This window comes from Bradyrhizobium manausense (genome assembly GCF_018130615.1).
Classification (GTDB): Bacteria; Pseudomonadota; Alphaproteobacteria; order Rhizobiales; family Xanthobacteraceae; genus Bradyrhizobium; species Bradyrhizobium manausense_A.
This window is the reverse complement of the sequence record NZ_JAFCKB010000007.1, coordinates 118,192-138,457: the sequence shown is the minus strand read 5'-3', so window position 1 is coordinate 138,457 and position 20,266 is coordinate 118,192. Positions and strand designations below refer to the sequence as shown.

Genomic DNA, 20,266 nt, shown 5'->3' with positions numbered 1-20,266 from the left:
AGAGCCAGAGATGACCAACAAATTCCGCACCCTCGACGACGTTGATGTGAAGGGCAAGCGCGTGCTGCTGCGCGTCGATCTCAACGTGCCCATGGACAATGGCCGCGTCAGCGACGCAACCCGGCTCGAGCGCGTCGCGCCGACCATCACCGAAATCTCGGACAAGGGCGGCAAGGTCATCCTGCTCGCGCATTTCGGCCGGCCGAAGGGGCGTGATGCCAAGGACTCGCTCCAGCCCGTCGCCGAAGCGCTGTCGAAGGTCGTGAAGAAGCCCGTCGCCTTCGCCGAGGACTGCATCGGCGAGCCCGCGGCCAAGGCCGTGGCGGCGTTGCAGGACGGCGACATCCTCTGTCTGGAAAACACCCGCTTCCACAAGGAAGAGGAGAAGAACGATCCGGCCTTCGTCGCGGAGCTCGCAAAGCTCGGTGACATCTGGGTCAACGATGCGTTCTCGGCGGCGCACCGCGCCCACGCTTCGACCGAAGGCCTCGGTCACAAGCTGCCGGCCTATGCCGGCCGCACCATGCAGGCCGAGCTGGATGCGCTGGAGAAGGCGCTGGGCTCGCCGACCAAGCCCGTCATCGCCATCATCGGCGGCGCCAAGGTCTCGACCAAGATCGACCTGCTCGAAAACCTCGTCAACAAGGTCGACGCGCTCGTGATCGGCGGCGGCATGGCCAACACCTTCCTGCACGCCCAGGGCGTCGCGGTCGGCAAGTCGCTGGCCGAGAAGGATCTCGCCGCGACTGCGGTGCGCATCATGGAGAAGGCGGAAGCGGCCAATTGCGCCATCATCCTGCCGGTCGATGCGACGGTTGCCTATCATTTCGCCGCGAATGCGCCCTCGCATGCTTACGGCCTCGATGCGATTCCGGCCGACGGCATGATCCTGGACGTCGGCCCGCAGTCGATCGTGCGCGTCCAAGCCGCGATCGACGATGCCGCCACGCTGGTCTGGAACGGCCCGCTCGGGGCCTTCGAGATGCAGCCGTTCGACCGCGGCACGGTCGCGGCCGCCAAGCACGCCGCTGAGCGGACCAAGGCGAAAAAGCTGATCTCGATCGCGGGTGGCGGTGACACGGTTGCGGCCCTTAACCAGGCCCATGTGGCCGGTCAGTTCACCTATGTCTCGACCGCCGGCGGCGCATTTCTTGAATGGATGGAAGGCAAGCCGCTGCCCGGCGTCGAAGTGCTTCGCACCAAGTAATTCAAGGCAAGAAACAAGCGGCCCGAGAGGCCCAAACGGAGAAGAACACACATGGCTCGGATCACGTTGCGTCAATTGCTCGACCATGCGGCAGAGAACGATTACGGCGTACCGGCCTTCAACATCAACAACATGGAACAGGCGCTGGCGATCATGGACGCGGCCAACCAGGTCGACGCGCCCGTCATCATCCAGGCCTCGCGCGGTGCGCGCTCCTACGCCAACGACGTCATGCTCAAGCACATGATGGACGCCGTGACCGAGATCTACCCGCACATTCCGGTCTGCGTGCATCTCGACCATGGCAACGAGGCCGCGACCTGCATGACGGCGATCCAGGCCGGCTTCACCTCGGTGATGATGGACGGCTCGCTCAAGGCCGACGGCAAGACCCCCGGCGACTGGAATTATAATGTCGGCGTGACCAAGACGGTGACCGACATGGCCCATCTCGGCGGTATCTCCGTCGAGGGTGAGTTAGGCGTGCTCGGCTCGCTCGAAACCGGCATGGGCGACAAGGAGGACGGCCACGGCGCCGAAGGCAAGCTGAGCCACGACCAGCTCCTGACCAATCCGGACGAGGCGGTGAAGTTCGTCCAGGAGACCAAGGTCGACGCGCTCGCGATCGCGATGGGAACCTCGCACGGCGCCTACAAGTTCACCCGCAAGCCCGACGGCGACATCCTCGCCATGAATGTGATCGAGGAGATCCACCGCAAGCTGCCGAACACGCATCTGGTCATGCACGGCTCCTCGTCGGTGCCGCAGGACCTGCAGGACATCATCAACGCCTATGGCGGCAAGATGAAGCCGACCTGGGGCGTGCCGGTCGCCGAGATCCAGCGCGGCATCAAGAACGGCGTGCGCAAGATCAACATCGACACCGACAACCGCATGGCCATGACCGGCCAGATCCGGAAAGTGCTGAAGGACAATCCGGAAGAGTTCGATCCGCGCAAATATCTGAAGCCGGCGATGGAAGCGATGACCAAGCTGTGCAAGCAGCGGCTCCAGGAGTTCAACACCGCAGGCCAGGCCGCCAAGTTCAAGAAGATCCTGACCCCCGCCGACATGGCCAAGCGCTACGCCAAGGGCGAGCTGGATCCGAAGGTCGCGTAACGATCGCGCTCTATCGCTCCCTCGCCCCGCTTTTCGCGGGGAGAGGGTTGGGGTGAGGGGCTCTCTCCGCGAGTTGTGCCCTACCGATAGACCTGTACCCCCTCACCCGGATTTTACGCGTCGCGTAAAGTCCGACCTCTCCCCGCAAGCGGGGCGAGGTTGAGGGCAGCCAGCCCGGCCAAACGTATCCCCGACGACCTCCCCCCTTTACCCTGCGACCAACGTTAACTCGGCAATTGCCCGAGAACCGTCTATTTTCACAGGCAAGGGCAGAATCGTTTTGGGAGGACCTCTCGATGAATCTGACTGAGCTCAACAAGGTCGCGACCGCCATGGTCGCGCGCGGCAAGGGCATCCTTGCCGCCGACGAATCCTCCGGCACCATCAAGAAGCGATTCGACGCGATCGGCGTGGAATCGACCGAAGGCAACCGCCGCGACTATCGCGAGATGCTGTTCCGCTCCAAGGAGGCCATGAGCCAGTACATCTCGGGCGTGATCCTCTATGACGAGACGATCTGGCAGGACGCGAAAGACGGCACGCCGCTGGTCAAGCTGATCGAACAGAGCGGCGCCATTCCCGGCATCAAGGTCGACGAGGGCACGCAAGCCTTACCGATGTGCCCGGGCGAGCTCGTCACCATCGGACTCGACAAGCTCGCCGAGCGGCTGAAGAAATATTACGAACGCGGCGCGCGCTTCGCCAAATGGCGCGCGGTGATCGACATCGCCAGCGGCGTTCCCTCGATGACCGCAATCAGCGTCAACGCCCACGCGCTGGCGCGTTACGCCGCGCTGTGCCAGGCCGCGCAGATCGTGCCGATCGTCGAGCCTGAGGTGCTGATGGACGGCGATCACGACATCGACCGCTGCTACGACGTTACGAGCCGCGTGCTCAACAAGACGTTTCAGGAATTGCGGGTGCAGCGCGTCGCGCTCGAGGGCATGGTGCTGAAGCCGAACATGGCGATCTCGGGCAAGAAATGCGCAAAGCAGGCCTCCGTCGAGGAAGTCGCGGAGAAGACGATCCGGCTGCTGAAGGCCTGCGTGCCGGCGGCCGTGCCCGGAATCGCCTTCCTCTCCGGCGGCCAATCCGATGAGGATGCGACCGCGCATCTCAACGCCATGCACAAGCTCGGCCCGCTGCCCTGGGGCCTGACCTTCTCCTATGGCCGCGCGCTGCAGGCCGCGCCGCAGAAGGCCTGGTCGGGCAGGCCTGAGAATGTTACGGCCGGACAAGACGCATTCAGTCATCGTGCGCGCATGAACGGCCTCGCCTCCAAGGGCGAATGGCAAAGCAGCCTGGAAAAGAAGGCAGCCTAGATCTTGTCGAACAAACCGCCTCCGCCGCGCCCGGCGCCACGCCTTTATCTCGCGACGCCTGTTGTCGATGATCCCGCATCGCTTGTTGCCGAGCTGCCGGGCCTGCTCGCAGCCGCCGACGTTGCAGCGGTGCTGGTGCGGCTGAAGGAGACCGACCAGCGCACCATGATCTCGCGGATCAAGGCCCTGGCCCCGGTCGTGCAGAATGCCGGCGCGGCCCTGCTCGTCGACGACCATCCTGAGCTCGTCGCGCGCGGCGGCGCCGACGGCGCGCATCTCCCCGGCATCGCCGCACTGAAAGAGGCGATGCCGTCGCTCAAGCCCGATCGCATCGCCGGCGTCGGCGGGCTGACGACGCGGCACCATTCCATGGAAGCGGGCGAGACGGGCGCCGACTATTTGCTGTTCGGCGAGCCCGACGCCAACGGCCAGCGCCCCTCTCCTCAGGCAATCGCCGAGCGGCTCGACTGGTGGGCCGAGCTGTTCGAGCCGCCCTGCGTCGGCTTCGCCATGTCGTTCGAGGAGGCGCATGACTTCGCCGCCAGCGGCGCCGATTTCGTGCTGGTCGGCGATCTCGTCTGGGCCGACCCGCGCGGCCCCAAAGCGGCGCTGATCGAGGCCGATGCCACGATCAAGAAGGCCTTCACGGCTGCTGCCGTGGGCCAGGGCTAGCGCCCGCCATGAAGCTCCCTCGCATCACGCTTCTGGCCGCGCTGGTCCTGGCAACGCCTGCGGCTGCGCAGCTCCAGCTCACGCCGCCGGCCACGATCCCGAGCCCTGCGCCCGACAAGCAGAAGCCCAAAGAAGCGCCCAAGGACGCGGCAAAAGACAAGCCGAAGGCCGCGCCGCACACGATCACCAAGAAGAAGGAGGCCGCGCCGGCGCCAAAGCCGTCGGCCTCGCCGAGCCCGACGCTGCCGGCCACCGTGATTCCGGCGCCGGCGACCGACAATTCCAACGTCGACCTGGTGTTCGGCGCCTATCAGCGCGGCCAGTACAAGACCGCCTTCGACCTCGCCAGCGCGCGCGCCAAGACCGGCGATGCCAAGGCCATGACCATGCTGGGCGAGCTCTATTCCAACGCCATGGGCATCCGGCGCGACTACGCCAAGGCGGTCGAGTGGTACAAGCGCGCCTCCGATGCCGGCGACCGCGAGGCGATGTTCGCGCTCGCCATGCTGCGCATGGCCGGCCGCGGCGGCCCGGTCGACAAGGGCGAGGCGGTCAAGCTGATGGCCTCCGCCGCCAAGCTCGGCGAGCCCAAGGCGGCCTATAATCTCGCGCTGCTTTATCTCGACGGCCAGACCCTGCCGCAGGACGTCAAGCGCTCCGCCGAGCTGTTGCGCCAGGCGGCCGACGCCGGCCTGCCCGAGGCGCAATACGCGCTCGCGACCTTCTACAAGGAGGGCACCGGGGTGCCGAAGGACCCCGAACGGTCGGTGCGGCTGCTCCAGGCGGCCTCGCTGGCCGACAATGTCGATGCCGAGGTCGAATATGCCATCGCCCTGTTCAACGGCACCGGCACGCCGCAGAACAAGCCGGCTGCCGTGGCGCTGTTGCGTAAGGCTGCCCGCCAGGGCAGCGCGATCGCGCAAAGCCGACTGGCTTGGGTGATGATCTACGGCGACGGGACACCGGTCGACAAGATCGAGGGGTTCAAATGGCATCTTGTCGCCCGAACCGCCGGCAAGGGCGAACCCGAGCTCGATAAGCAATTTTCGCAGCTCCCCCCTGAGGACCAGGCCAAGGCGGAGGCCGCCGCCAAGAAATGGCTCGGGACCAAATGACTTGACGCAATCACTTGACGTTTGGCCCCTCGCGGGGCACCCAATCCCCTCAAATGGCGCGGTTTCGCGCCCCTCCCCGATAAAGACTGATCTCATGCTGTATTCCGCAACTATCAACGTCATGGTCAAAGCTGCGCGCCGTGCCGGCCGCAGCCTCAAGCGCGATCTCGGCGAGATCGAGCATCTCCAGGTCTCGCTGAAGGGGCCGGCCAACTTCGTCTCGCTCGCCGACAAGCGCGCCGAGGAGATCCTCTACCAGGACCTCGCCAAGGCGCGACCCGGCTACGGCTTCATCGGCGAGGAAGGGGGACAGCGCGAGGGCACCGACAAGAGCCACACCTGGATCGTCGATCCCCTGGACGGCACCACCAACTTCCTGCACGGCATTCCGCAATTCGCGATCTCGATCGGGCTCGCGCGTGAAGGCACCGTGATCGCCGGCGTGATCTACAATCCCGCCAATGACGAGCTCTACATCGCCGAGCGCGGCAAGGGCGTCTTCCTCAACGACCAGCGCCTGCGCGTCGCCGGCCGCCGCCAGCTCAACGAATGCGTGGTCGCCTGCGGCCTGCCCCATATCGGCCGCGGCGACCACGAGGAATTCCGCCGCGAGATGACCGCGATCCAGGATCGCGTCGCAGGCCTGCGCCGCTTCGGCGCCGCCTCGCTCGATCTCGCCTTCGTCGCCGCTGGCCGCCTCGACGGCTATTGGGAGCGCAATCTGCAATCCTGGGACATCGCCGCCGGCATGCTGATGGTGCGCGAAGCCGGTGGCACCGTGAGCGACATCAACACGCCGGGCGATCCGCTGCTGACGGGTCACGTCGTGTGCGGCAACGAGTTCGTGCACGGCGAGCTGGTGAAGATTTTGCGGAAGCCAGCGTAGCGCGACGCATCGACGGTGCGCCCCCTCGCCCCGCTTGCGGGGCGAGGGGGTGAGACAGCGTGCGCTCCTTACCAGCCTGCTGGCTACGGCTTCACCGGCGCTGGCGGCCCATACGCCTCGGCTTTCGCCCTCGGCTCCCTGTCTCCCGCCAGCACGCGCTGCACGGAGACGAAGAACACCGGCACCATCAACAGCGCCAGGATCACGACCGCGATCATGCCGCCCATAACGACGGTGCCGAGCGATTGCTGGCTGGCGCCACCGGCGCCGTGGGCAATCGCCATCGGCAGCACGCCGCAGATGAAGGCAAGGCCGGTCATCAGGATCGGGCGGAAGCGCAGGCGACAGGCCTCGATCGTGGCCTCGACCAGGGGCTTGCCTTCCTTGCGCAAATCCTTGGCGAACTCGATGATCAGGATCGCGTCCTTCGCCGCGAGGCCAATGATGGTGATCAGGCCGACGGTGAAATAGACGTCATTGGGCAGGCCGCGCAGCATCGCCGCCACCACCGCGCCGACGATGCCGAGCGGCACCGTCAAGAGCACCGCGAGCGGAATGGTCCAGCTCTCATAGAGTGCGGCGAGACACAGGAACACCACGAACACGGACAGCGCCAGCAGGAACGGCGCCTGCGAGCCGGACAATTTCTCCTGGAGCGACTGTCCCGTCCATTCGTAGCCGAAGCCGCGCGGCAGCTTGCCGGCGAGCTTCTCCATCTCGGCGATCGCATCGCCCGAGGTGAAGCCGGGCTTGGCTTCGCCCGAGATGCGCACCGCCGGGTAGTAGTTGAAGCCGGCGATCTGCGTCGGGCCGCGCGACCATTCGACGGTCGCGAAGGAGGAGAACGGCACCAGCTGGCCGCGGCTGTTCTTGACGTTGTAGTTGAGGATGTCCTCGGTCTTCATGCGGTCGCGGCTATCGGCCTGCACCACGACGCGCTGCATGCGGCCGCGGTTCGGGAAGTCGTTGATGTAGTTCGAGCCGAGATTGGTCGAGATCGTGTTGTTGATGTCCTCGAAGGTGACGCCGAAGGCGCCGGCCTTCTCGCGGTCGATCATGAGATTGACCACGCCGGCTTCGGGCAGACCTTCGACATAGACCTTCTGCAGCACCGGGCTCGCATTGGCCTCCGCGATCAGCTGGTCGGCGGCGCGCATCAGGGCCGGATAGCCTTTCTGTCCGCGATCCTGGAGACGGAACGAGAAGCCCGAGGAATTGCCGAGATTGTCGATCGGCGGCGGCTGCAGCGCCGAGATCTTGGCGTCGCGGATCGACGACGACAGATCGCGGTTGATGTCGGCAACGATCGCGGCAGCGGATTCCTTCGGTCCGCGCTCCGACCAGTCCTTCAAGGTGATGAAGGCCTGCGCCGTGTTCATGCCCTGGCCGGAGAAGCTGAAGCCGGTGAGGAAGGTGACGTCGTCGACCCCCGGCCGCTCCGCCAGGTATTTCTCGACCTTCTCGATCACGGCCTCGGTGCGGCCGTAGGACGAATCCGACGGCGTCTGCACGTCGGTGGTGACAAAGCCCTGGTCGTCGACCGGCAGGAAGCCGCCGGGCAGACTGACGAAGGCCCAGGACAACCCGACCAGCAGCGCAGCATAGATCATCATCAGGCGGCCGGTGCGCTTGAGCGAGAAGCCGACGGTGCGGGAATAGCCCTCCTTGCCGCCTTCGAGCATGCGGTTGAACCAGCCGAATACGCCCCTCTTTGCGTGACCATGACCGGCCGTGACGGGCTTGAGCAAGGTCGCGCACAGCGCCGGCGTCAGCGACAGCGCGAGAAAGGCGGAGAAGCCGATCGCCGCGACCATGGTCACCGAGAACTGGCGGTAGATGATGCCGACCGAACCCGGGAAGAACGCCATCGGCACAAATACCGCCATCAGCACCAGCGTAATGCCGATGATGGCGCCGGTGATTTGCGACATCGCCTTGCGCGTCGCCTCCTTCGGCGGCAGACCTTCCTCGGCCATGATGCGCTCGACGTTCTCGACCACGACGATGGCGTCATCGACGAGGATGCCGACCGCGAGCACCATGCCGAACATCGAGAGCATGTTGATGGAGTACCCTGCGAGCAACAGCGTGGTACAGGCGCCCAAGAGCGCTACCGGCACCACGATGGTCGGGATGATGGTGTAGCGGATGTTCTGGAGAAATAAGAACATCACCACGAACACCAGCACCACGGCCTCGAACAGCGTCGTCAGCACCTTCTTGATCGAGGCCTCGACCACCGGCGTGATGTTGTAGGGGATCTCGTAGGAGATGTTGGCCGGGAAGAAGCGCGACAGCTCCTTCATCTTCTCCTCGACCGCGCTCGCGGTCGCCAGCGCGTTGCCGGTCGGCGACATCAGCACGGAGAGACCGGCCGTCGGCTTGCCGTTCAGGCGGGTGTTGAACTGGTAGCTGAGGCCGCCGACCTCGACGCGCGCGACATCGCGCAGCCGCACCGTTGAACCATCGGCATTGGCGCGCAGGATGATGGCGCCGAATTCATCCGGCGACGAAAGCTGGCCCTTGACCAGCACCAGCGCGGAGGTGCGCTGGTTGTCGGTCGACGGCTCTGCGCCGATGCTGCCCGAAGCGACCTGCGCGTTCTGCGCAGCGATCGCCTTGTTGACGTCGTCCGCCGTGAGCCCGTAGCCGACCAGCTTGGCCGGATCGACCCAGACGCGAAGGCTGCGTTCGGTCGAATAAAGCGTGGCGCGGCCGACGCCGGGAATGCGGCGGATTTCGCCGAGGACGTTGCGGATCATGAAGTCGCCGAGACCGACCTCGTCGAGGCTGCCGTCGGTCGAGTTCAGCGTGATGATCTGCAGCACCGCGCTCGAGGCTTCCTCGATCAAGATGCCCTGCTGGATCACCGCGCGCGGCAGGCGCGCCTCGACGCGCTTGATGCGGTTCTGCACCTCGACCGAGGCCGCGCTGGTGTCGGTGCCCGGCTGGAAATTGGCGATGATCTCGACCTGGCCGAGCGAGTCGCTGGTCGATTCGAAATTGAGGATGCCGGAGGCGCCGTTGAGTTCCTCCTCGATCAGGCGGGTGACGCTGTTGTAGAGGTTTTCCGGCGACGCGCCCGGATAGCTCGTCGAGATCGAGATCGAGGGCGGCGCGATGATCGGATATTGCGCGATCGGCAACAGCGGGACCGAGATCGCGCCGATCAGACAGATGAACAGCGCGACGACCCAGGCGAAGATCGGCCTGTCGATGAAGAAGCTCGCCATGATGCGTTACCGCGCGACCTTGAGAGCGTGCCGGTTATCCGCGCTCGCCTCGGCCTCGGACCAGGATTGCGGCTTGACCTTGTCGCCGGCCGCGAACTTCTGGAAGCCCTCGACCACGACCTTGTCGCCGGCCTTCAGGCCGTCGGTGACGAACCAGATGCCGTCCTGCACGGAGCCGGTCCGGATCGGCTGCACCGCGATGCGGTTGTCGTCCTTGACGACGAACACCTCGCTGCCGCCGCCGCCATTGCGCTGGACCGCCTGCTGCGGCACCGCGATCGCATCGGAGTCCAGACCCTGGTCGAGACGGACACGCACATACATGCCCGGCAGCAGCTCGCGCTTGGGATTGCGGAACTCGCCGCGCAGCGTCACCTGGCCGGTATGGGCGTCGACCTTGGCGTCGGAGAACAGCAGCTTGCCATCGAGCGCATAGAGGGTGTTGTCGTCGAGCACGAGGCGCACCTTGACGGCATCGGCCTCGATGCGATCGAGATCGCCGCTTTCAAAAGCGCGGCGCAGCTGATTGAGCTCGGTCACCGACTGGGTGAAGTCGGCATAAATCGGATCGAGCTGCTGCACGGTGGCGAGATTGGTCTCGTTCTGCACGACGAGCGCGCCTTCGCTGACGAGTGCGGCGCCGACTACGCCGTCGATCGGCGCGCGCACGGTCGCGTAGTCGAGATTGAGCTTTGCCCGCGCGAGCTCCGCCTTGCGGCCTTCGACCTCGGCCCTGGCTTGCAGCTCGGCGGCGATGGTCTTTTCGTTCTCGGCTTCGGGCGCGGCGCGCTGGCTGGTCAGCGTCGCGATACGGCGCGCCTGCTGCTGCGCCTGCATCAAGGCCGCGTCAGCCTTGGCAAGCGCGGCTTCATTGGCCATCACCTCGACCTCGAACGGGCGCGGATCGATGCGATAGAGCGGATCGCCCGCCTTCACCTCGCTGCCCTGGCGAAACAGGCGCTCGACCACGATGCCGGAGACGCGAGGGCGCACTTCGGCGACGCGCGTCGGCGAGATCCGGCCCGGCAGCTCGCGCACCACGGCGCGCAGCTGCGGCTTGACTGTGACGATGCTGACGTCGGGTTCGATGGGCTGGGCAGCCGAAATGGCCGATGAAGATTCGTCGCAAGCAGCTAGCAGCGGCGCAAGGGCCGCGAGCATCATTGCAACGCATGCCGATCGCGCTCGAAGTCCTGACATGAAGTGGGGTGCCCCAAAATTGTTGAAACTGATCACGCCTCGCGCAACGCCCGTCTTGGACTTCCTGCGCGGCTGATGCGATCAAAATAGAATGGGCGTACTGCGACGCAACGCATCGCGCGGGCGGCTCAATGTCACACGCGCTATCGCGCTGAGTTCAGGCTGATTTTTGGGACTCACCAGATTGTGAGTCAGGTTCCACCGCGCCGCGCTGCGACAGAACATCGCAATGCCGCAGCCTCTGCGCGTGCCTCTCAGCTCAATGTCATTGCGAGGATGGAGCTTGCGACAAGCTACTGGGCCTTATCGTAAGCCTGCAGGATCCTGACAAAATCAGCCATGCTGGATCGATCTTGGTTGTCAGGCATGGCCGCAACCTGAGTGTTGGACGCGGGCTGACTTCCCTGCCAGAGCCACACGAGGAGATCGGCGATGTTTCTCATGGCGTACTCGCTGCACCAGCTGTGACGGCCAACATCAGTTGAGTGGCAGAGCAGGGAGAAAGGCCGGTGGGCACTACGCCGCCGGCCTTGTCCCGCAACTGCCGGCTCGCTGGCCGGTTCCGTTGCCTTTCACTCTGGATGTATCGGTAACACCAAGGACCTGGCCGGACTATCGCGCGCAGGTATGAAGTGACCATACTTAGGTAGGATCGGACTACGGCGCGGAAATCATCACGACGCGCCCCGCCCCGCCGCCTTCATCCGATAGTGGCTGACGCCACCCGTTCCGTCGGCGTAACCGAACAGGCCTGAGGCTGCGAGAAGAAACCAACGCCAGCGCCGCATCGACTCTGTGAATACGGTTGCGCGTGCCCGCGGCATGAGCGAGATAGCAAGATCGACCGGGCTGAGCCGCGAAGGGCTGTACAAGGCCCTCGGCGAGACCGGAAATCCGGAGTTCTCAACCATGCTGGGGGTGTTGCGCGCGCTTGGCTTAGGTCTGACTGCGCGCCCCTTATCCAGAAAGTCCGGCAAGCCGCGCAGATCGGCGAAGCCGCGAACCCGCAAGGCTGCTTAGGCTCAAAGGTCTGCCGCCTTCATCCGGTAGTGGCTGACGCCCCGCTCCGTCCCATCGGCATAGCTAAACAAGCCGGCGGTGGCGAGAAAGAACCAGCGCCAGCGACGCATCCACAACGCCGTGTCCTCACCATAGACGTTGCGCAGAGAGGCTTCGATCGTGTCGCGATGCGCGTCGAAATTGGCGAGCCAGTCGTTGGCGGTGCGCTGATAGTGCGTGCCGCTCCAGCGCCATTCCTTCTCGATCGCGAAGATGTCGGTATATTGGCGAATGAGCTGATGGCTCGGCATCACACCGCCGGTGAAGAAATGCTGCGCGATCCAGTCTTCACGATTGGCGTGGTCGAACACGTAGGAGCCGACCCGATGGGTGAATATGTGCATGAAGAAACGCCCCTCGGGGGCGAGCCATGAGCGCACGCGCGTCATCAGCTTACGCCAGTTCATCATGTGCTCGAACATCTCGATCGAGACGATGCGGTCGAACTGGCCCTCCGCCGCAAACACGTTCATGTCGGCAGTGACGACGCGCAAGTTGAGCAGACCGCGGCTCTGGGCCATCCCCTCGATATGGGCGCGCTGCGACTGCGAGTTCGACACCGCCGTCACCTTCGCATGCGGAAATTGCCGCGCCATCCACAGCGCCAGCGCCCCCCAGCCGCAGCCGAGCTCGAGGATGGTCTGCCCGTCGGCGAGACCGGCGTGCTCGACGGTCTGACGCAGCGCTTCCTCCTCGGCTTCCTGCAGCGTCGTCGCATCGGTCTTGTAGAAGCAGGAAGAGTATTTGCGGTTCGGGCCCAGCACCTGCGCGAAGAAGCTCGACGGCACCTCGTAGTGCTGGGTGTTGGCGGCGTCCGCGTGCTCGGCGATCGACCGCAGCATCATCCGTCCGGCAAAGGCGGCATCGTCACCCGCCCCGTGCGCCGACAGGCGCGTTGCGGTGCGCGAGCAAAGGCGCTGGATGGCGGCGCGGACCACGAGATCCGGCAGCGGCACGCGTTCGGCAGTCCCAATGATCGTGGACACGACGCTCATGCGGCCATTCCCTCTCTCGGTGGCAGGGGAAAGAACATGCTGGTTCTGGATTGATAGGCGCGGTAGCGCTCGCCGCGCGATCGCAGCATCTGCGCTTCCAGGGGTGGGATGCCGGTGACGTGGACCAGTATCCAGTACATGAAGGCGGGCCCGAGCAGGCTGGCCCAGCCCCACGCATATCCGTCGGCAAGGCCGATCACGGGATAGGCGAGCCAGCCGAGCCATTCGAAGAAGTAATTGGGATGGCGCGACCAGCGCCACAGCCCGGCATCGCAGACCTTGCCGTGGTTGGCGGGATCGTGCCGGAACCGGCGCAACTGCGCATCCGCCAGCGCTTCGCCGGCGATCCCAATCAGCAGGATCACAGCTCCGAGGACGTCCTGACTCCGCAACGCCGGCATAGGGACATGCGCCGCGACGAAAATGGAAAACACCAGCGGCACCGAGCCGAGCGCCTGGTTCTGCAGGAAGATGAACATCCGCCGCGGGGCGTTGAGCCCCCACTCCGCGGCGAAGGCGGCATAGCGGGGATCGTCGGTGATCCCAGCGGTGCGGATCGCGATATGGGTGCCCAGCCGGAGCGACCAGACCGCCACGAGGCCGGCGACCAGCCATTGCCGGGCGTTGGGACCGTCCCCCGCGATGGGCCACAATGCACTGCCCACTCCGACCAGGCCGACCGCAAAGGTCCAGATCGTATCGACCCAGCCGGAATTGCCGGTGCGCTGCTGCACGACCCAGGCGAAGGCCATCAGGACCGCGAGCGAGAGCGCGATGGCCGTCAGTCCTCCGAGAAACATCGCCATGCAAAAAATCCGACTTAAGCCTGTGGAATGCCGAAGTTTTGCAAAATACGTCTCTATCAAAGCCCGGTTTCAGCTTCGGGTTCCCCACCCTTCCCGAAATCCGCACATCCGGCGCTTTTTTTGGGCGAGCGCTGTGCCATAGTGCGGAGGCAAGCAAGCAGTCGTAATGGATGATACCGGCCATGCCGTCAGGCGCCTCGCCCCGCTCCTCCCTCGATATCGAGTACACAAAACTATCCTCGCCAAGCGTCTTCCTGGTCCGGATGCTGGTCTTCCTGGTGCTGTGCACGCTGGTGGGCGTGGTGCTCTACAAGCAGATCATCCAGGCCTTCTTCGCCAATCCCGGGCTGAACGCCCTGATCGGGGCCGTGCTGTTCATCGGCATCGTGCTGGCCTTCCGCCAGGTCATCCGGCTCTATCCCGAGGTGTCCTGGGTCAACAATTTCCGCATCGCCGATCCCGGCCTGGCGCCGGCCCGGCACCCGAAGCTCCTGGCGCCGATGGCGATGATCCTGGGCGGTGAGCGCACCGGGCGGATGTCCATCACCCAGACCACGATGCGGCACCTGCTCGATTCGATCGCGACCCGCCTGGACGAGGCCCGCGACATCTCCCGCTACATGACCGGCCTGCTCGTCTTCCTCGGCCTGCTCGGCACATTCTGGGGCCTGATCGAGACGGTCGGCTCGGTCGGCAAGGTGATCGACGGCCTCAAGGTCGGCGGCGATGCCGGCGCCCTGTTCGACACGCTGAAGGAGGGGCTGGCCGCCCCGCTCGGCGGCATGGGCATTTCGTTTTCCAGCTCGCTGTTCGGCCTCGCCGGCTCGCTGATCCTCGGCTTCCTCGACCTGCAATCGAGCCAGGCGCAGAACCGCTTCTACACCGACCTCGAGGACTGGCTCGCCACCACCGTGCGCGAATACGGCAGCGGCGAGGTCGCCGCCATCGCAAGCAGTGGCGGCGGGGTTGCCAGCGGCGAGCTCCAGGCCGCCGTCGAACGCTTGCGCTCCGTGCTCGAGGAAGGCAGCGCCAGCCGCGGCACCACGGCGGCGATGGCGAGCCTTGCCGAAGCGATTCAGGCGCTGGTCTCGCATATGCGGACCGAGCAGCAGATGATCCGCGAATGGGCCGACGGCCAGGGCGAGCAGAACCGCGAGATCCGCCGCCTCCTGGAGCGCATAGCGCGCCAGCCCGAGAAGAGTTAAGCAATCAGCATTTGAGAGGCGAGCATGGCTCTAGCCCGCGGCCGCCGCAGCGAAGGCGCCTTCAACTACTGGCCCGGATTCGTCGACGCACTGTCAACGCTGGTGCTGTCGATCGTGTTCCTGCTCTCGGTGTTCCTGGTCGTGCAGTTCTTCCTGTCGCAGGAGGTGACCGGCAAGGACAAGGCGCTGGAGCAGCTCAACGCCAAGATCGCCCAGCTCACCGAGCTGTTGTCGCTGGAGAAGCTCGGCAAGCTCTCGCTCGACGATCAGGTCTCGCAGCTCAAGGCTGGCCTCGCCTCGGCCGAGACCGAGCGCGACCGCATGAAGGGCCTCTATGACGGGCTCGCCGCTGCCGGCAACGACGCGCAAGGCAAGACCTCCGAGCTCGGCAAGGCGCTCGACTCCGAGAAAGCGGTTTCGGCGCGAGCGCTGGCGCAGATCGAGGTGCTGAACCAGCAGATCAGCGCGCTGCGCCGGCAATTGGCGGCGCTCGAAGAAGCGCTCGATGCTTCAGAAAAGAAAGACAAGGAATCCCAAAATCGCATCGCCGATCTCGGCTCGCGCCTCAACGTCGCGCTGGCGCAGCGCGTCCAGGAACTGTCACGCTACCGCTCCGAATTCTTCGGACGCCTCCGCGCCATTCTCGGCAACCGTCCCGACATCCGCGTGGTCGGCGACCGCTTCGTGTTCCAGTCCGAAGTTTTCTTCGACACTGGACAGGCGACGCTGCTGCCCGAGGGCCGCGCCGAGCTCGATACGGTCGCAGCCGCGCTGATCGAGCTCGACAAGAAGATCCCGGCCGAGATTGCCTGGGTGCTGCGCGTCGACGGCCACACCGACGTGCGGCCGGTGAATGGCCCGAACTTCAAGTCGAACTGGGACCTGTCCGCGGCGCGCGCGATCTCGGTGGTGCAATATCTGATCTCGCTCGGCGTGCCGGCGCAGCGCCTGGTCGCCGCCGGCTTCGGCGAATTCCAGCCGCTCGACACCGCCAACACCGAAGACGCCTACAAGCGCAACCGCCGCATCGAGCTGAAGCTGACGGAGCGGTAGTGGTGCTTCTTGAGACAGTCATTCCGGGGCGATGCACAGCATCGAACCCGGAATCTCGAGGTTCCGGGTTCGCGCTGCGCGCACCCCGGAACGACGGTACATACTGATGACCTCCCTCCACCTCCGCCCCTATGTGGACGCCGATGAAGCGGCGGCGATCGACCTCTGGCATCGCACCTGGCAGCAGGCCTATCCGCAGATCGACTTCGCGGCACGGCTGGACTGGTGGCGCGAGCGCTGGCGCAGCGAGCTGGTGCCGAAGGCCCAAATCATCGTCTCGGAACAAGATGGCGTGCTGACCGGTTTCGTCACCATCGACGGCGAGGGCTATCTCGATCAGCTCGTCGTTGACCCAAACCATTGGGGCTCGGATGCGGCACGGTTGCTGGTCGACGAGGCAAAACGCCTGTCGCCATCGGGCGTCACACTGCTGGTCAACAAGGACAACGGCCGCGCGATCCGCTTCTACGAACGCAACGGCTTTGCCCATGCCGGCGTAGACGTGAACCCGACGTCGGGACGGCCGGTGCTGAAGATGACGTGGCGGCCGTGACTGATGTCACGCAATAGCGCGGCGGGATTCGCTAGTGTGACAACGACCAAAGCAGATGGAGAGGATCGATGCGGCTGAGCGATTTGGCCAAGGGGTCTTCGGTATTTCTCGGCGTCATCGTCGCCGGCTATGTCTCGACGATCTATGTCGATCAGCGCCTCGCTCCGCTCCCCAAGACGGCGAGTGAGACCGGTTCGCCCGCGCCAACGAATACCCCTGCCCCGACAGACAGCCCGGCGCCGGCCAATGGTGGCTCGGCCTGCATCGGTGAGGGCGGCAGCTGGAAAAACTGGCCCTGGCCGAACGTGCCGATGGGCTCGCCGAAGTGCCCGTAAACACTTCCCCGAACTAAACTGTCAAGAACAATCCCATCCGGGCAACTTTTACGCGGCCGATTGGTCGCCGACTAAATAGTTTCGTTCTATTGGATCGTTCGTGAGCGCCAACAACTCTTGGCGCGTTCGCTCGGCGTTCGCGACGACTGCGTGCCAAGCAGGATCGGCTAGAATTGCACGATGGTCGTATGCGTCGCCCCGAGGCGGTTCGTGGCCATCGATCGCGCTGCCGAGAGCAATCAACAAATTAAACTCAGGCACGGAGAGGTGCCCTCGATCAAATGCAAACTGAAGCTGACCGGGTTGCGGAAATGAACAGCAGAACTCAACATATGACCAATGTGGGCTTGGGGTCGGCGGCGAGAGCCACGTGCTCCGCTGCAACTCCATATCTGCAATTTCATGGACTGAGCCAAACCAGTATCGCCTGAGGATTGCGGCTTCGTCCTTGTCCAACTCACACCCCCTCGAACTGCAACCTCGCCAGCCTCGCATAAAGCCCGTTCGCCGCAACGAGCTCGGCATGGGTGCCCTGCTCGACGATCCTGCCCTGGTCCATCACCAGAATACGGTCGCAGGACAGCACGGTGGCGAGGCGATGCGCGATGACGAGCGTGGTGCGGTGGCGCATCAGCTCTTCGAGCGCGGTCTGCACCAGCGTCTCGCTTTCGGCGTCGAGGGCGGAGGTGGCTTCATCGAGCAGCAAAAGCGGTGCATCGCGCAAGATGGCGCGTGCGATCGCGATGCGCTGGCGCTGGCCGCCGGAGAGCGTGACGCCACGCTCGCCGAGCGGGGTGTCGAAACCTTCGGGCAGGCGGCGGATGAACTCGGCGGCATGCGCGAGCTCGGCGGCGCGCTCGACCTCGGCATCGGTCGCATCGGGACGGCCGAAGCGGATGTTCTCGCGGGCGCTCGCCGCAAAGACATTGGATTCCTGCGGCACCAGCGCGATACGTGAGCGGAAATCGCGCGGGTCGGCGGCCTTCACCGGCACGCCGTCGAGCGAGATCGCGCCATTGCGCGGATCGTAGAAGCGCAGCAGCAGATGGAAGATCGTGCTCTTGCCCGCGCCGGACGGGCCGACGATCGCGACCTTCTCGCCTGGGCGCACGGTGAACGACACGGCGTCGAGCACATTGACGTCGCGCCGCGCCGGATAGGCGAAGCTGACCTGATCGAAGCCGACCTCGCCGCGTGCCGGCACCGGCAGCGCGCGCGGCGTGACGGGCGCCTTGATGTCGGGCTGCACGTGCAGGATCTCGAACAGGCGTTCGGCTGCGCCTGATGCGGCCGACACCTCACCCCAGACCTCGCTGAGCTGGCCGAGGCCGGCCGCGGCAAAGGCCGCATAGAGCACGAACTGGCCGAGCCGGCCCGGCGTGATCGTGCCGGTGAGCACGTCATGCGAGCCGATCCAGAGGATCCCGACCACGCTTGCGAACACGATGAAGATGACGATGGCGGTGAGCACGGCGCGGGCCTGGGTGGAGGTGCGCGCGGCCTCGTAGGCCTGCTCGACCTCGCCGCCGAAGCGCTTCGCGGCCAGCCCCTCGCTGGTATAGGCCTGCACGGTGCGGATTGCACCGACCAGCTCGCCGGCATAGGCGGACGCGTCGGCCAGCGTGTCCTGCGCGTTACGCGACAGCCGCCGCACCCAGCGCCCGAAGGCGACCAGCGGCAGCACGATCAGGGGGATCGCCAGCAGCACGAAGCCGGAGAGGCGCGGGCTGGTGATCACCATCATCGCAGCCGCACCGAAGAACATCATGAGGTTGCGCAGCGCGATCGACACCGAGGCGCCGACGGCGGATTTGATTTGCGTGGTATCGGCAGTGAGCCGCGACACCAATTCGCCGCTGCGCGCGGAATCGAAGAAAGACGGCGACAGCGAGAGCAGATGCGCAAAGACATCGCGCCTGAGATCGGCGACGATGCGCTCGCCGATCGTCATCACCAGATAGTAGCGCGAGGCGCTTGCGAGCGCGAGCACGGCCACCACCGCGATCATCACCGAGAAGTAGCTGTTGATGAGCTCGATGCCCTCGGGCGTCAGGCCGAAATCGATCATCCGGCGCACCGCGACCGGCACCAGCAGCGTGGTCAGCGCGGCAACCGTGAGCGCGACGAAGGCCAGCGCCGCCCGGCCGCGATAGCGGTTCACATAGGGTGCAAGCGCCATCAGCGGGCGCAGCCTGGCGCGGCCCTTGGCGGGCTGCTCGATCAGCTCGGCTTCGATTGAGGCGGTCTCAGCGGGCGCGATCTGGCCCTCGCGATATTGGTCGTCAAGCCGTTCCACTGCGCTCATGAGATCGGACCCAGGAAGAGGAGTTAGCTCCACATAGGCCGGTGCAAGGGTAGTGGCAAATCCGGTAAGTCCCTTAGGGGACGGCCCGGTTCTCCTGTCCCCACAATGGCTTGTTTTAAGGGGGCCCGTGAGGTATAGACCCGGCCAAATCCGTCATTCGATAGCCCCTCAAGCAAGGCGCCGGGCGCCCTAGGAATTGCCATGAAAGCCGAAATTCATCCGGATTATCATACGATTAAGGTCGTGATGACCGACGGAACCGAGTACCTGACCCGCTCCACCTGGGGCAAGGAAGGCGACACGCTGAACCTCGACATCGACCCGAAATCGCACCCGGCCTGGACCGGCGGCAACGCCCAGCTCATGGACCGCGGCGGCCGCGTCTCGCGCTTCCAGAAGAAGTTCTCGGGCTTCCTCAAGAAGGATTGATCCTGGCCACAAGGCTGGACACGAAAAACGCCCCTGGGAAACCAGGGGCGTTTTTGTTTTTGCCGTCATTCCGGGGCGCGACCTAAGTCGCGAGCTACGATGCGCAATTGCGCATTCTGAGAATCCATAACCACGATCGAGAGTATGGATTCCGGGCCCGCGCCAAGTGGCGCGTCCCGGAATGACGATTGAAATTGTTGATAGGAGCTTACCGCTCGAACGCAGCCTTCAACGCGTTGAGATGCGGCACCAGCGGGTTGCCGATCGCGATGTGGTCGGCCGGCGGAGTGTGGATGGTGGTGTCGAGGCGGCGCACTCGGGTCTGCAGGCTCATCGAGCGATGGATCAGATCCTGGAGCTGGCTCGGCAGCTTCTCGATGGTGTCGGCGGGGCCGGGATCGGCGGCGGTGAGCTTGACCTTGGTCTTCTCGCGGTTGGCCTGGACCAGCGTCATCTCGCCCTCCTTCACTGCGCGGTGCAGCAACAGCCAGGAGGCAAGCTGCATCAGGCGCGTGGTGAGGCGCATGCTTTCGGTTGCATAGGTGAGGCTGACGGCACGATCGAGCGCCTTGGCCTCGGTGCGGCCGGCGCCGTCGAGATAGGCGGCGGTCTCTTCAACGAGATCCATGCCCTCACGGAACAGGACGCCGAACGCCGCAGAATTGGTGAACCGCTCGCTGAGTTGAACGAGAGCACCTTCGGCTTGCAAACGTTCCATGGTTAACGCCCCTTACGCAACTGTTTACCTATCCGGCTTTGGCGCCGGCTTATG

Annotated in this window: 18 protein-coding genes; 12 read left to right on the top strand and 6 right to left on the bottom strand. The window is 65.0% G+C overall.

Annotation, left to right across the window (positions count from 1 at the left end; translation table 11 throughout):
* Positions 1 to 10 precede the first annotated feature (10 nt).
* The 6 genes from JQ587_RS15780 to JQ587_RS15755 all read left to right on the top strand — a co-directional run bounded on the left by JQ587_RS15780 (position 11) and on the right by JQ587_RS15755 (position 6,321).
* On the top strand, positions 11 to 1,207 hold the full coding sequence (locus JQ587_RS15780; protein WP_212425878.1) for a phosphoglycerate kinase: 1,197 nt from the start codon (positions 11 to 13) through the stop codon (positions 1,205 to 1,207).
* Positions 1,208 to 1,258: 51 nt separating this feature from the next.
* Positions 1,259 to 2,326, top strand: coding sequence for a class II fructose-bisphosphate aldolase (gene fba / locus JQ587_RS15775; protein WP_212298312.1), 1,068 nt, complete (start codon positions 1,259 to 1,261; stop codon positions 2,324 to 2,326).
* 296 nt (positions 2,327 to 2,622) lie between these two features.
* Positions 2,623 to 3,648 (top strand): class I fructose-bisphosphate aldolase, encoded by a 1,026-nt coding sequence (locus JQ587_RS15770; RefSeq protein WP_212298313.1) that lies wholly within the window; start codon positions 2,623 to 2,625, stop codon positions 3,646 to 3,648.
* A 3-nt stretch (positions 3,649 to 3,651) separates the two neighbouring features.
* Positions 3,652 to 4,320 carry a thiamine phosphate synthase gene (locus JQ587_RS15765; RefSeq protein WP_212425877.1) on the top strand — a complete coding sequence of 223 codons (669 nt, stop codon included), beginning with the start codon at positions 3,652 to 3,654 and terminating at the stop codon, positions 4,318 to 4,320.
* 8 nt (positions 4,321 to 4,328) lie between these two features.
* Positions 4,329 to 5,435, top strand: a complete 1,107-nt coding sequence (locus JQ587_RS15760; protein ID WP_212298315.1) for a tetratricopeptide repeat protein — start codon at positions 4,329 to 4,331, stop codon at positions 5,433 to 5,435.
* Positions 5,436 to 5,529: 94 nt separating this feature from the next.
* Entirely contained in the window at positions 5,530 to 6,321 is a 792-nt protein-coding gene (locus JQ587_RS15755; protein ID WP_212425876.1) for an inositol monophosphatase family protein, read from the top strand.
* Positions 6,322 to 6,404: 83 nt separating this feature from the next.
* Here JQ587_RS15755 and JQ587_RS15750 read toward each other — a convergent pair whose 3' ends face one another.
* Positions 6,405 to 9,554, bottom strand: coding sequence for a multidrug efflux RND transporter permease subunit (locus JQ587_RS15750; RefSeq protein WP_212425875.1), 3,150 nt, complete (start codon positions 9,552 to 9,554; stop codon positions 6,405 to 6,407).
* Between the two features lie 6 nt (positions 9,555 to 9,560).
* The gene (locus JQ587_RS15745; RefSeq protein WP_212425874.1) at positions 9,561 to 10,754 is read right to left on the bottom strand and encodes an efflux RND transporter periplasmic adaptor subunit; all 1,194 of its coding nucleotides are present in this window, start codon (positions 10,752 to 10,754) and stop codon (positions 9,561 to 9,563) included.
* Between the two features lie 795 nt (positions 10,755 to 11,549).
* Here JQ587_RS15745 and JQ587_RS15740 point away from each other — a divergent pair.
* Positions 11,550 to 11,774, top strand: a complete 225-nt coding sequence (locus JQ587_RS15740) for an addiction module antidote protein (RefSeq protein ID WP_349629504.1) — start codon at positions 11,550 to 11,552, stop codon at positions 11,772 to 11,774.
* A gap of 2 nt (positions 11,775 to 11,776) precedes the next feature.
* Here the strand turns inward: JQ587_RS15740 and JQ587_RS15735 are convergent, their stop codons facing one another.
* Both JQ587_RS15735 and JQ587_RS15730 read right to left on the bottom strand, forming a co-directional pair.
* Entirely contained in the window at positions 11,777 to 12,808 is a 1,032-nt protein-coding gene (locus JQ587_RS15735) for an SAM-dependent methyltransferase (protein ID WP_212425872.1), read from the bottom strand.
* Positions 12,805 to 13,614, bottom strand: a complete 810-nt coding sequence (locus JQ587_RS15730) for a DUF1295 domain-containing protein (RefSeq protein WP_212425871.1) — start codon at positions 13,612 to 13,614, stop codon at positions 12,805 to 12,807. Before JQ587_RS15730 ends, JQ587_RS15735 begins: the two co-directional genes overlap by 4 nt.
* Positions 13,615 to 13,796: 182 nt before the next feature.
* Between JQ587_RS15730 and JQ587_RS15725 the strand changes: the two genes are divergently transcribed.
* The 4 genes from JQ587_RS15725 to JQ587_RS15710 all read left to right on the top strand — a co-directional run bounded on the left by JQ587_RS15725 (position 13,797) and on the right by JQ587_RS15710 (position 16,760).
* Positions 13,797 to 14,819, top strand: a complete 1,023-nt coding sequence (locus JQ587_RS15725) for a flagellar motor protein MotA (RefSeq protein WP_212298323.1) — start codon at positions 13,797 to 13,799, stop codon at positions 14,817 to 14,819.
* Positions 14,820 to 14,843: 24 nt separating this feature from the next.
* Positions 14,844 to 15,872: a peptidoglycan -binding protein gene (locus tag JQ587_RS15720; RefSeq protein ID WP_212425870.1), complete on the top strand. Its 1,029-nt coding sequence runs from the start codon at positions 14,844 to 14,846 to the stop codon at positions 15,870 to 15,872.
* A gap of 106 nt (positions 15,873 to 15,978) precedes the next feature.
* The gene (locus JQ587_RS15715) at positions 15,979 to 16,425 is read left to right on the top strand and encodes a GNAT family N-acetyltransferase (protein ID WP_212425869.1); all 447 of its coding nucleotides are present in this window, start codon (positions 15,979 to 15,981) and stop codon (positions 16,423 to 16,425) included.
* A 68-nt stretch (positions 16,426 to 16,493) separates the two neighbouring features.
* Complete coding sequence (locus JQ587_RS15710) at positions 16,494 to 16,760, top strand: hypothetical protein (protein WP_212298326.1); 267 nt, start codon at positions 16,494 to 16,496, stop codon at positions 16,758 to 16,760.
* A gap of 457 nt (positions 16,761 to 17,217) precedes the next feature.
* Here the strand turns inward: JQ587_RS15710 and JQ587_RS15705 are convergent, their stop codons facing one another.
* Positions 17,218 to 19,065 (bottom strand): ABC transporter ATP-binding protein/permease, encoded by a 1,848-nt coding sequence (locus JQ587_RS15705; RefSeq protein WP_212425868.1) that lies wholly within the window; start codon positions 19,063 to 19,065, stop codon positions 17,218 to 17,220.
* A gap of 201 nt (positions 19,066 to 19,266) precedes the next feature.
* Here JQ587_RS15705 and rpmE point away from each other — a divergent pair, with 201 nt between their 5' ends.
* Positions 19,267 to 19,494, top strand: a complete 228-nt coding sequence (rpmE, locus tag JQ587_RS15700) for a 50S ribosomal protein L31 (RefSeq protein WP_027530154.1) — start codon at positions 19,267 to 19,269, stop codon at positions 19,492 to 19,494.
* Between the two features lie 208 nt (positions 19,495 to 19,702).
* On the opposite strand, the gene rcdA is transcribed toward rpmE, so the two are convergent.
* Positions 19,703 to 20,212 (bottom strand): protease adaptor protein RcdA, encoded by a 510-nt coding sequence (gene rcdA / locus JQ587_RS15695; protein ID WP_212298328.1) that lies wholly within the window; start codon positions 20,210 to 20,212, stop codon positions 19,703 to 19,705.
* Between the last annotated feature and the right edge of the window lie 54 nt (positions 20,213 to 20,266).

Coding starts and splice junctions, on each gene's coding strand:
- JQ587_RS15720 (WP_212425870.1), top strand. CDS start 14,844: ATGGCTCTAGCCCGCGGCCGCCGCAGCGAAGGCGCCTTCAACTACTGG.
- JQ587_RS15780 (WP_212425878.1), top strand. CDS start 11: ATGACCAACAAATTCCGCACCCTCGACGACGTTGATGTGAAGGGCAAG.
- JQ587_RS15710 (WP_212298326.1), top strand. CDS start 16,494: ATGCGGCTGAGCGATTTGGCCAAGGGGTCTTCGGTATTTCTCGGCGTC.
- rpmE (WP_027530154.1), top strand. CDS start 19,267: ATGAAAGCCGAAATTCATCCGGATTATCATACGATTAAGGTCGTGATG.
- JQ587_RS15725 (WP_212298323.1), top strand. CDS start 13,797: ATGCCGTCAGGCGCCTCGCCCCGCTCCTCCCTCGATATCGAGTACACA.
- JQ587_RS15750 (WP_212425875.1), bottom strand. CDS start 9,554: ATGGCGAGCTTCTTCATCGACAGGCCGATCTTCGCCTGGGTCGTCGCG.
- fba (WP_212298312.1), top strand. CDS start 1,259: ATGGCTCGGATCACGTTGCGTCAATTGCTCGACCATGCGGCAGAGAAC.
- JQ587_RS15770 (WP_212298313.1), top strand. CDS start 2,623: ATGAATCTGACTGAGCTCAACAAGGTCGCGACCGCCATGGTCGCGCGC.
- JQ587_RS15715 (WP_212425869.1), top strand. CDS start 15,979: ATGACCTCCCTCCACCTCCGCCCCTATGTGGACGCCGATGAAGCGGCG.
- JQ587_RS15730 (WP_212425871.1), bottom strand. CDS start 13,614: ATGGCGATGTTTCTCGGAGGACTGACGGCCATCGCGCTCTCGCTCGCG.
- JQ587_RS15755 (WP_212425876.1), top strand. CDS start 5,530: ATGCTGTATTCCGCAACTATCAACGTCATGGTCAAAGCTGCGCGCCGT.
- rcdA (WP_212298328.1), bottom strand. CDS start 20,212: ATGGAACGTTTGCAAGCCGAAGGTGCTCTCGTTCAACTCAGCGAGCGG.
- JQ587_RS15760 (WP_212298315.1), top strand. CDS start 4,329: ATGAAGCTCCCTCGCATCACGCTTCTGGCCGCGCTGGTCCTGGCAACG.
- JQ587_RS15745 (WP_212425874.1), bottom strand. CDS start 10,754: ATGTCAGGACTTCGAGCGCGATCGGCATGCGTTGCAATGATGCTCGCG.
- JQ587_RS15735 (WP_212425872.1), bottom strand. CDS start 12,808: ATGAGCGTCGTGTCCACGATCATTGGGACTGCCGAACGCGTGCCGCTG.
- JQ587_RS15705 (WP_212425868.1), bottom strand. CDS start 19,065: ATGAGCGCAGTGGAACGGCTTGACGACCAATATCGCGAGGGCCAGATC.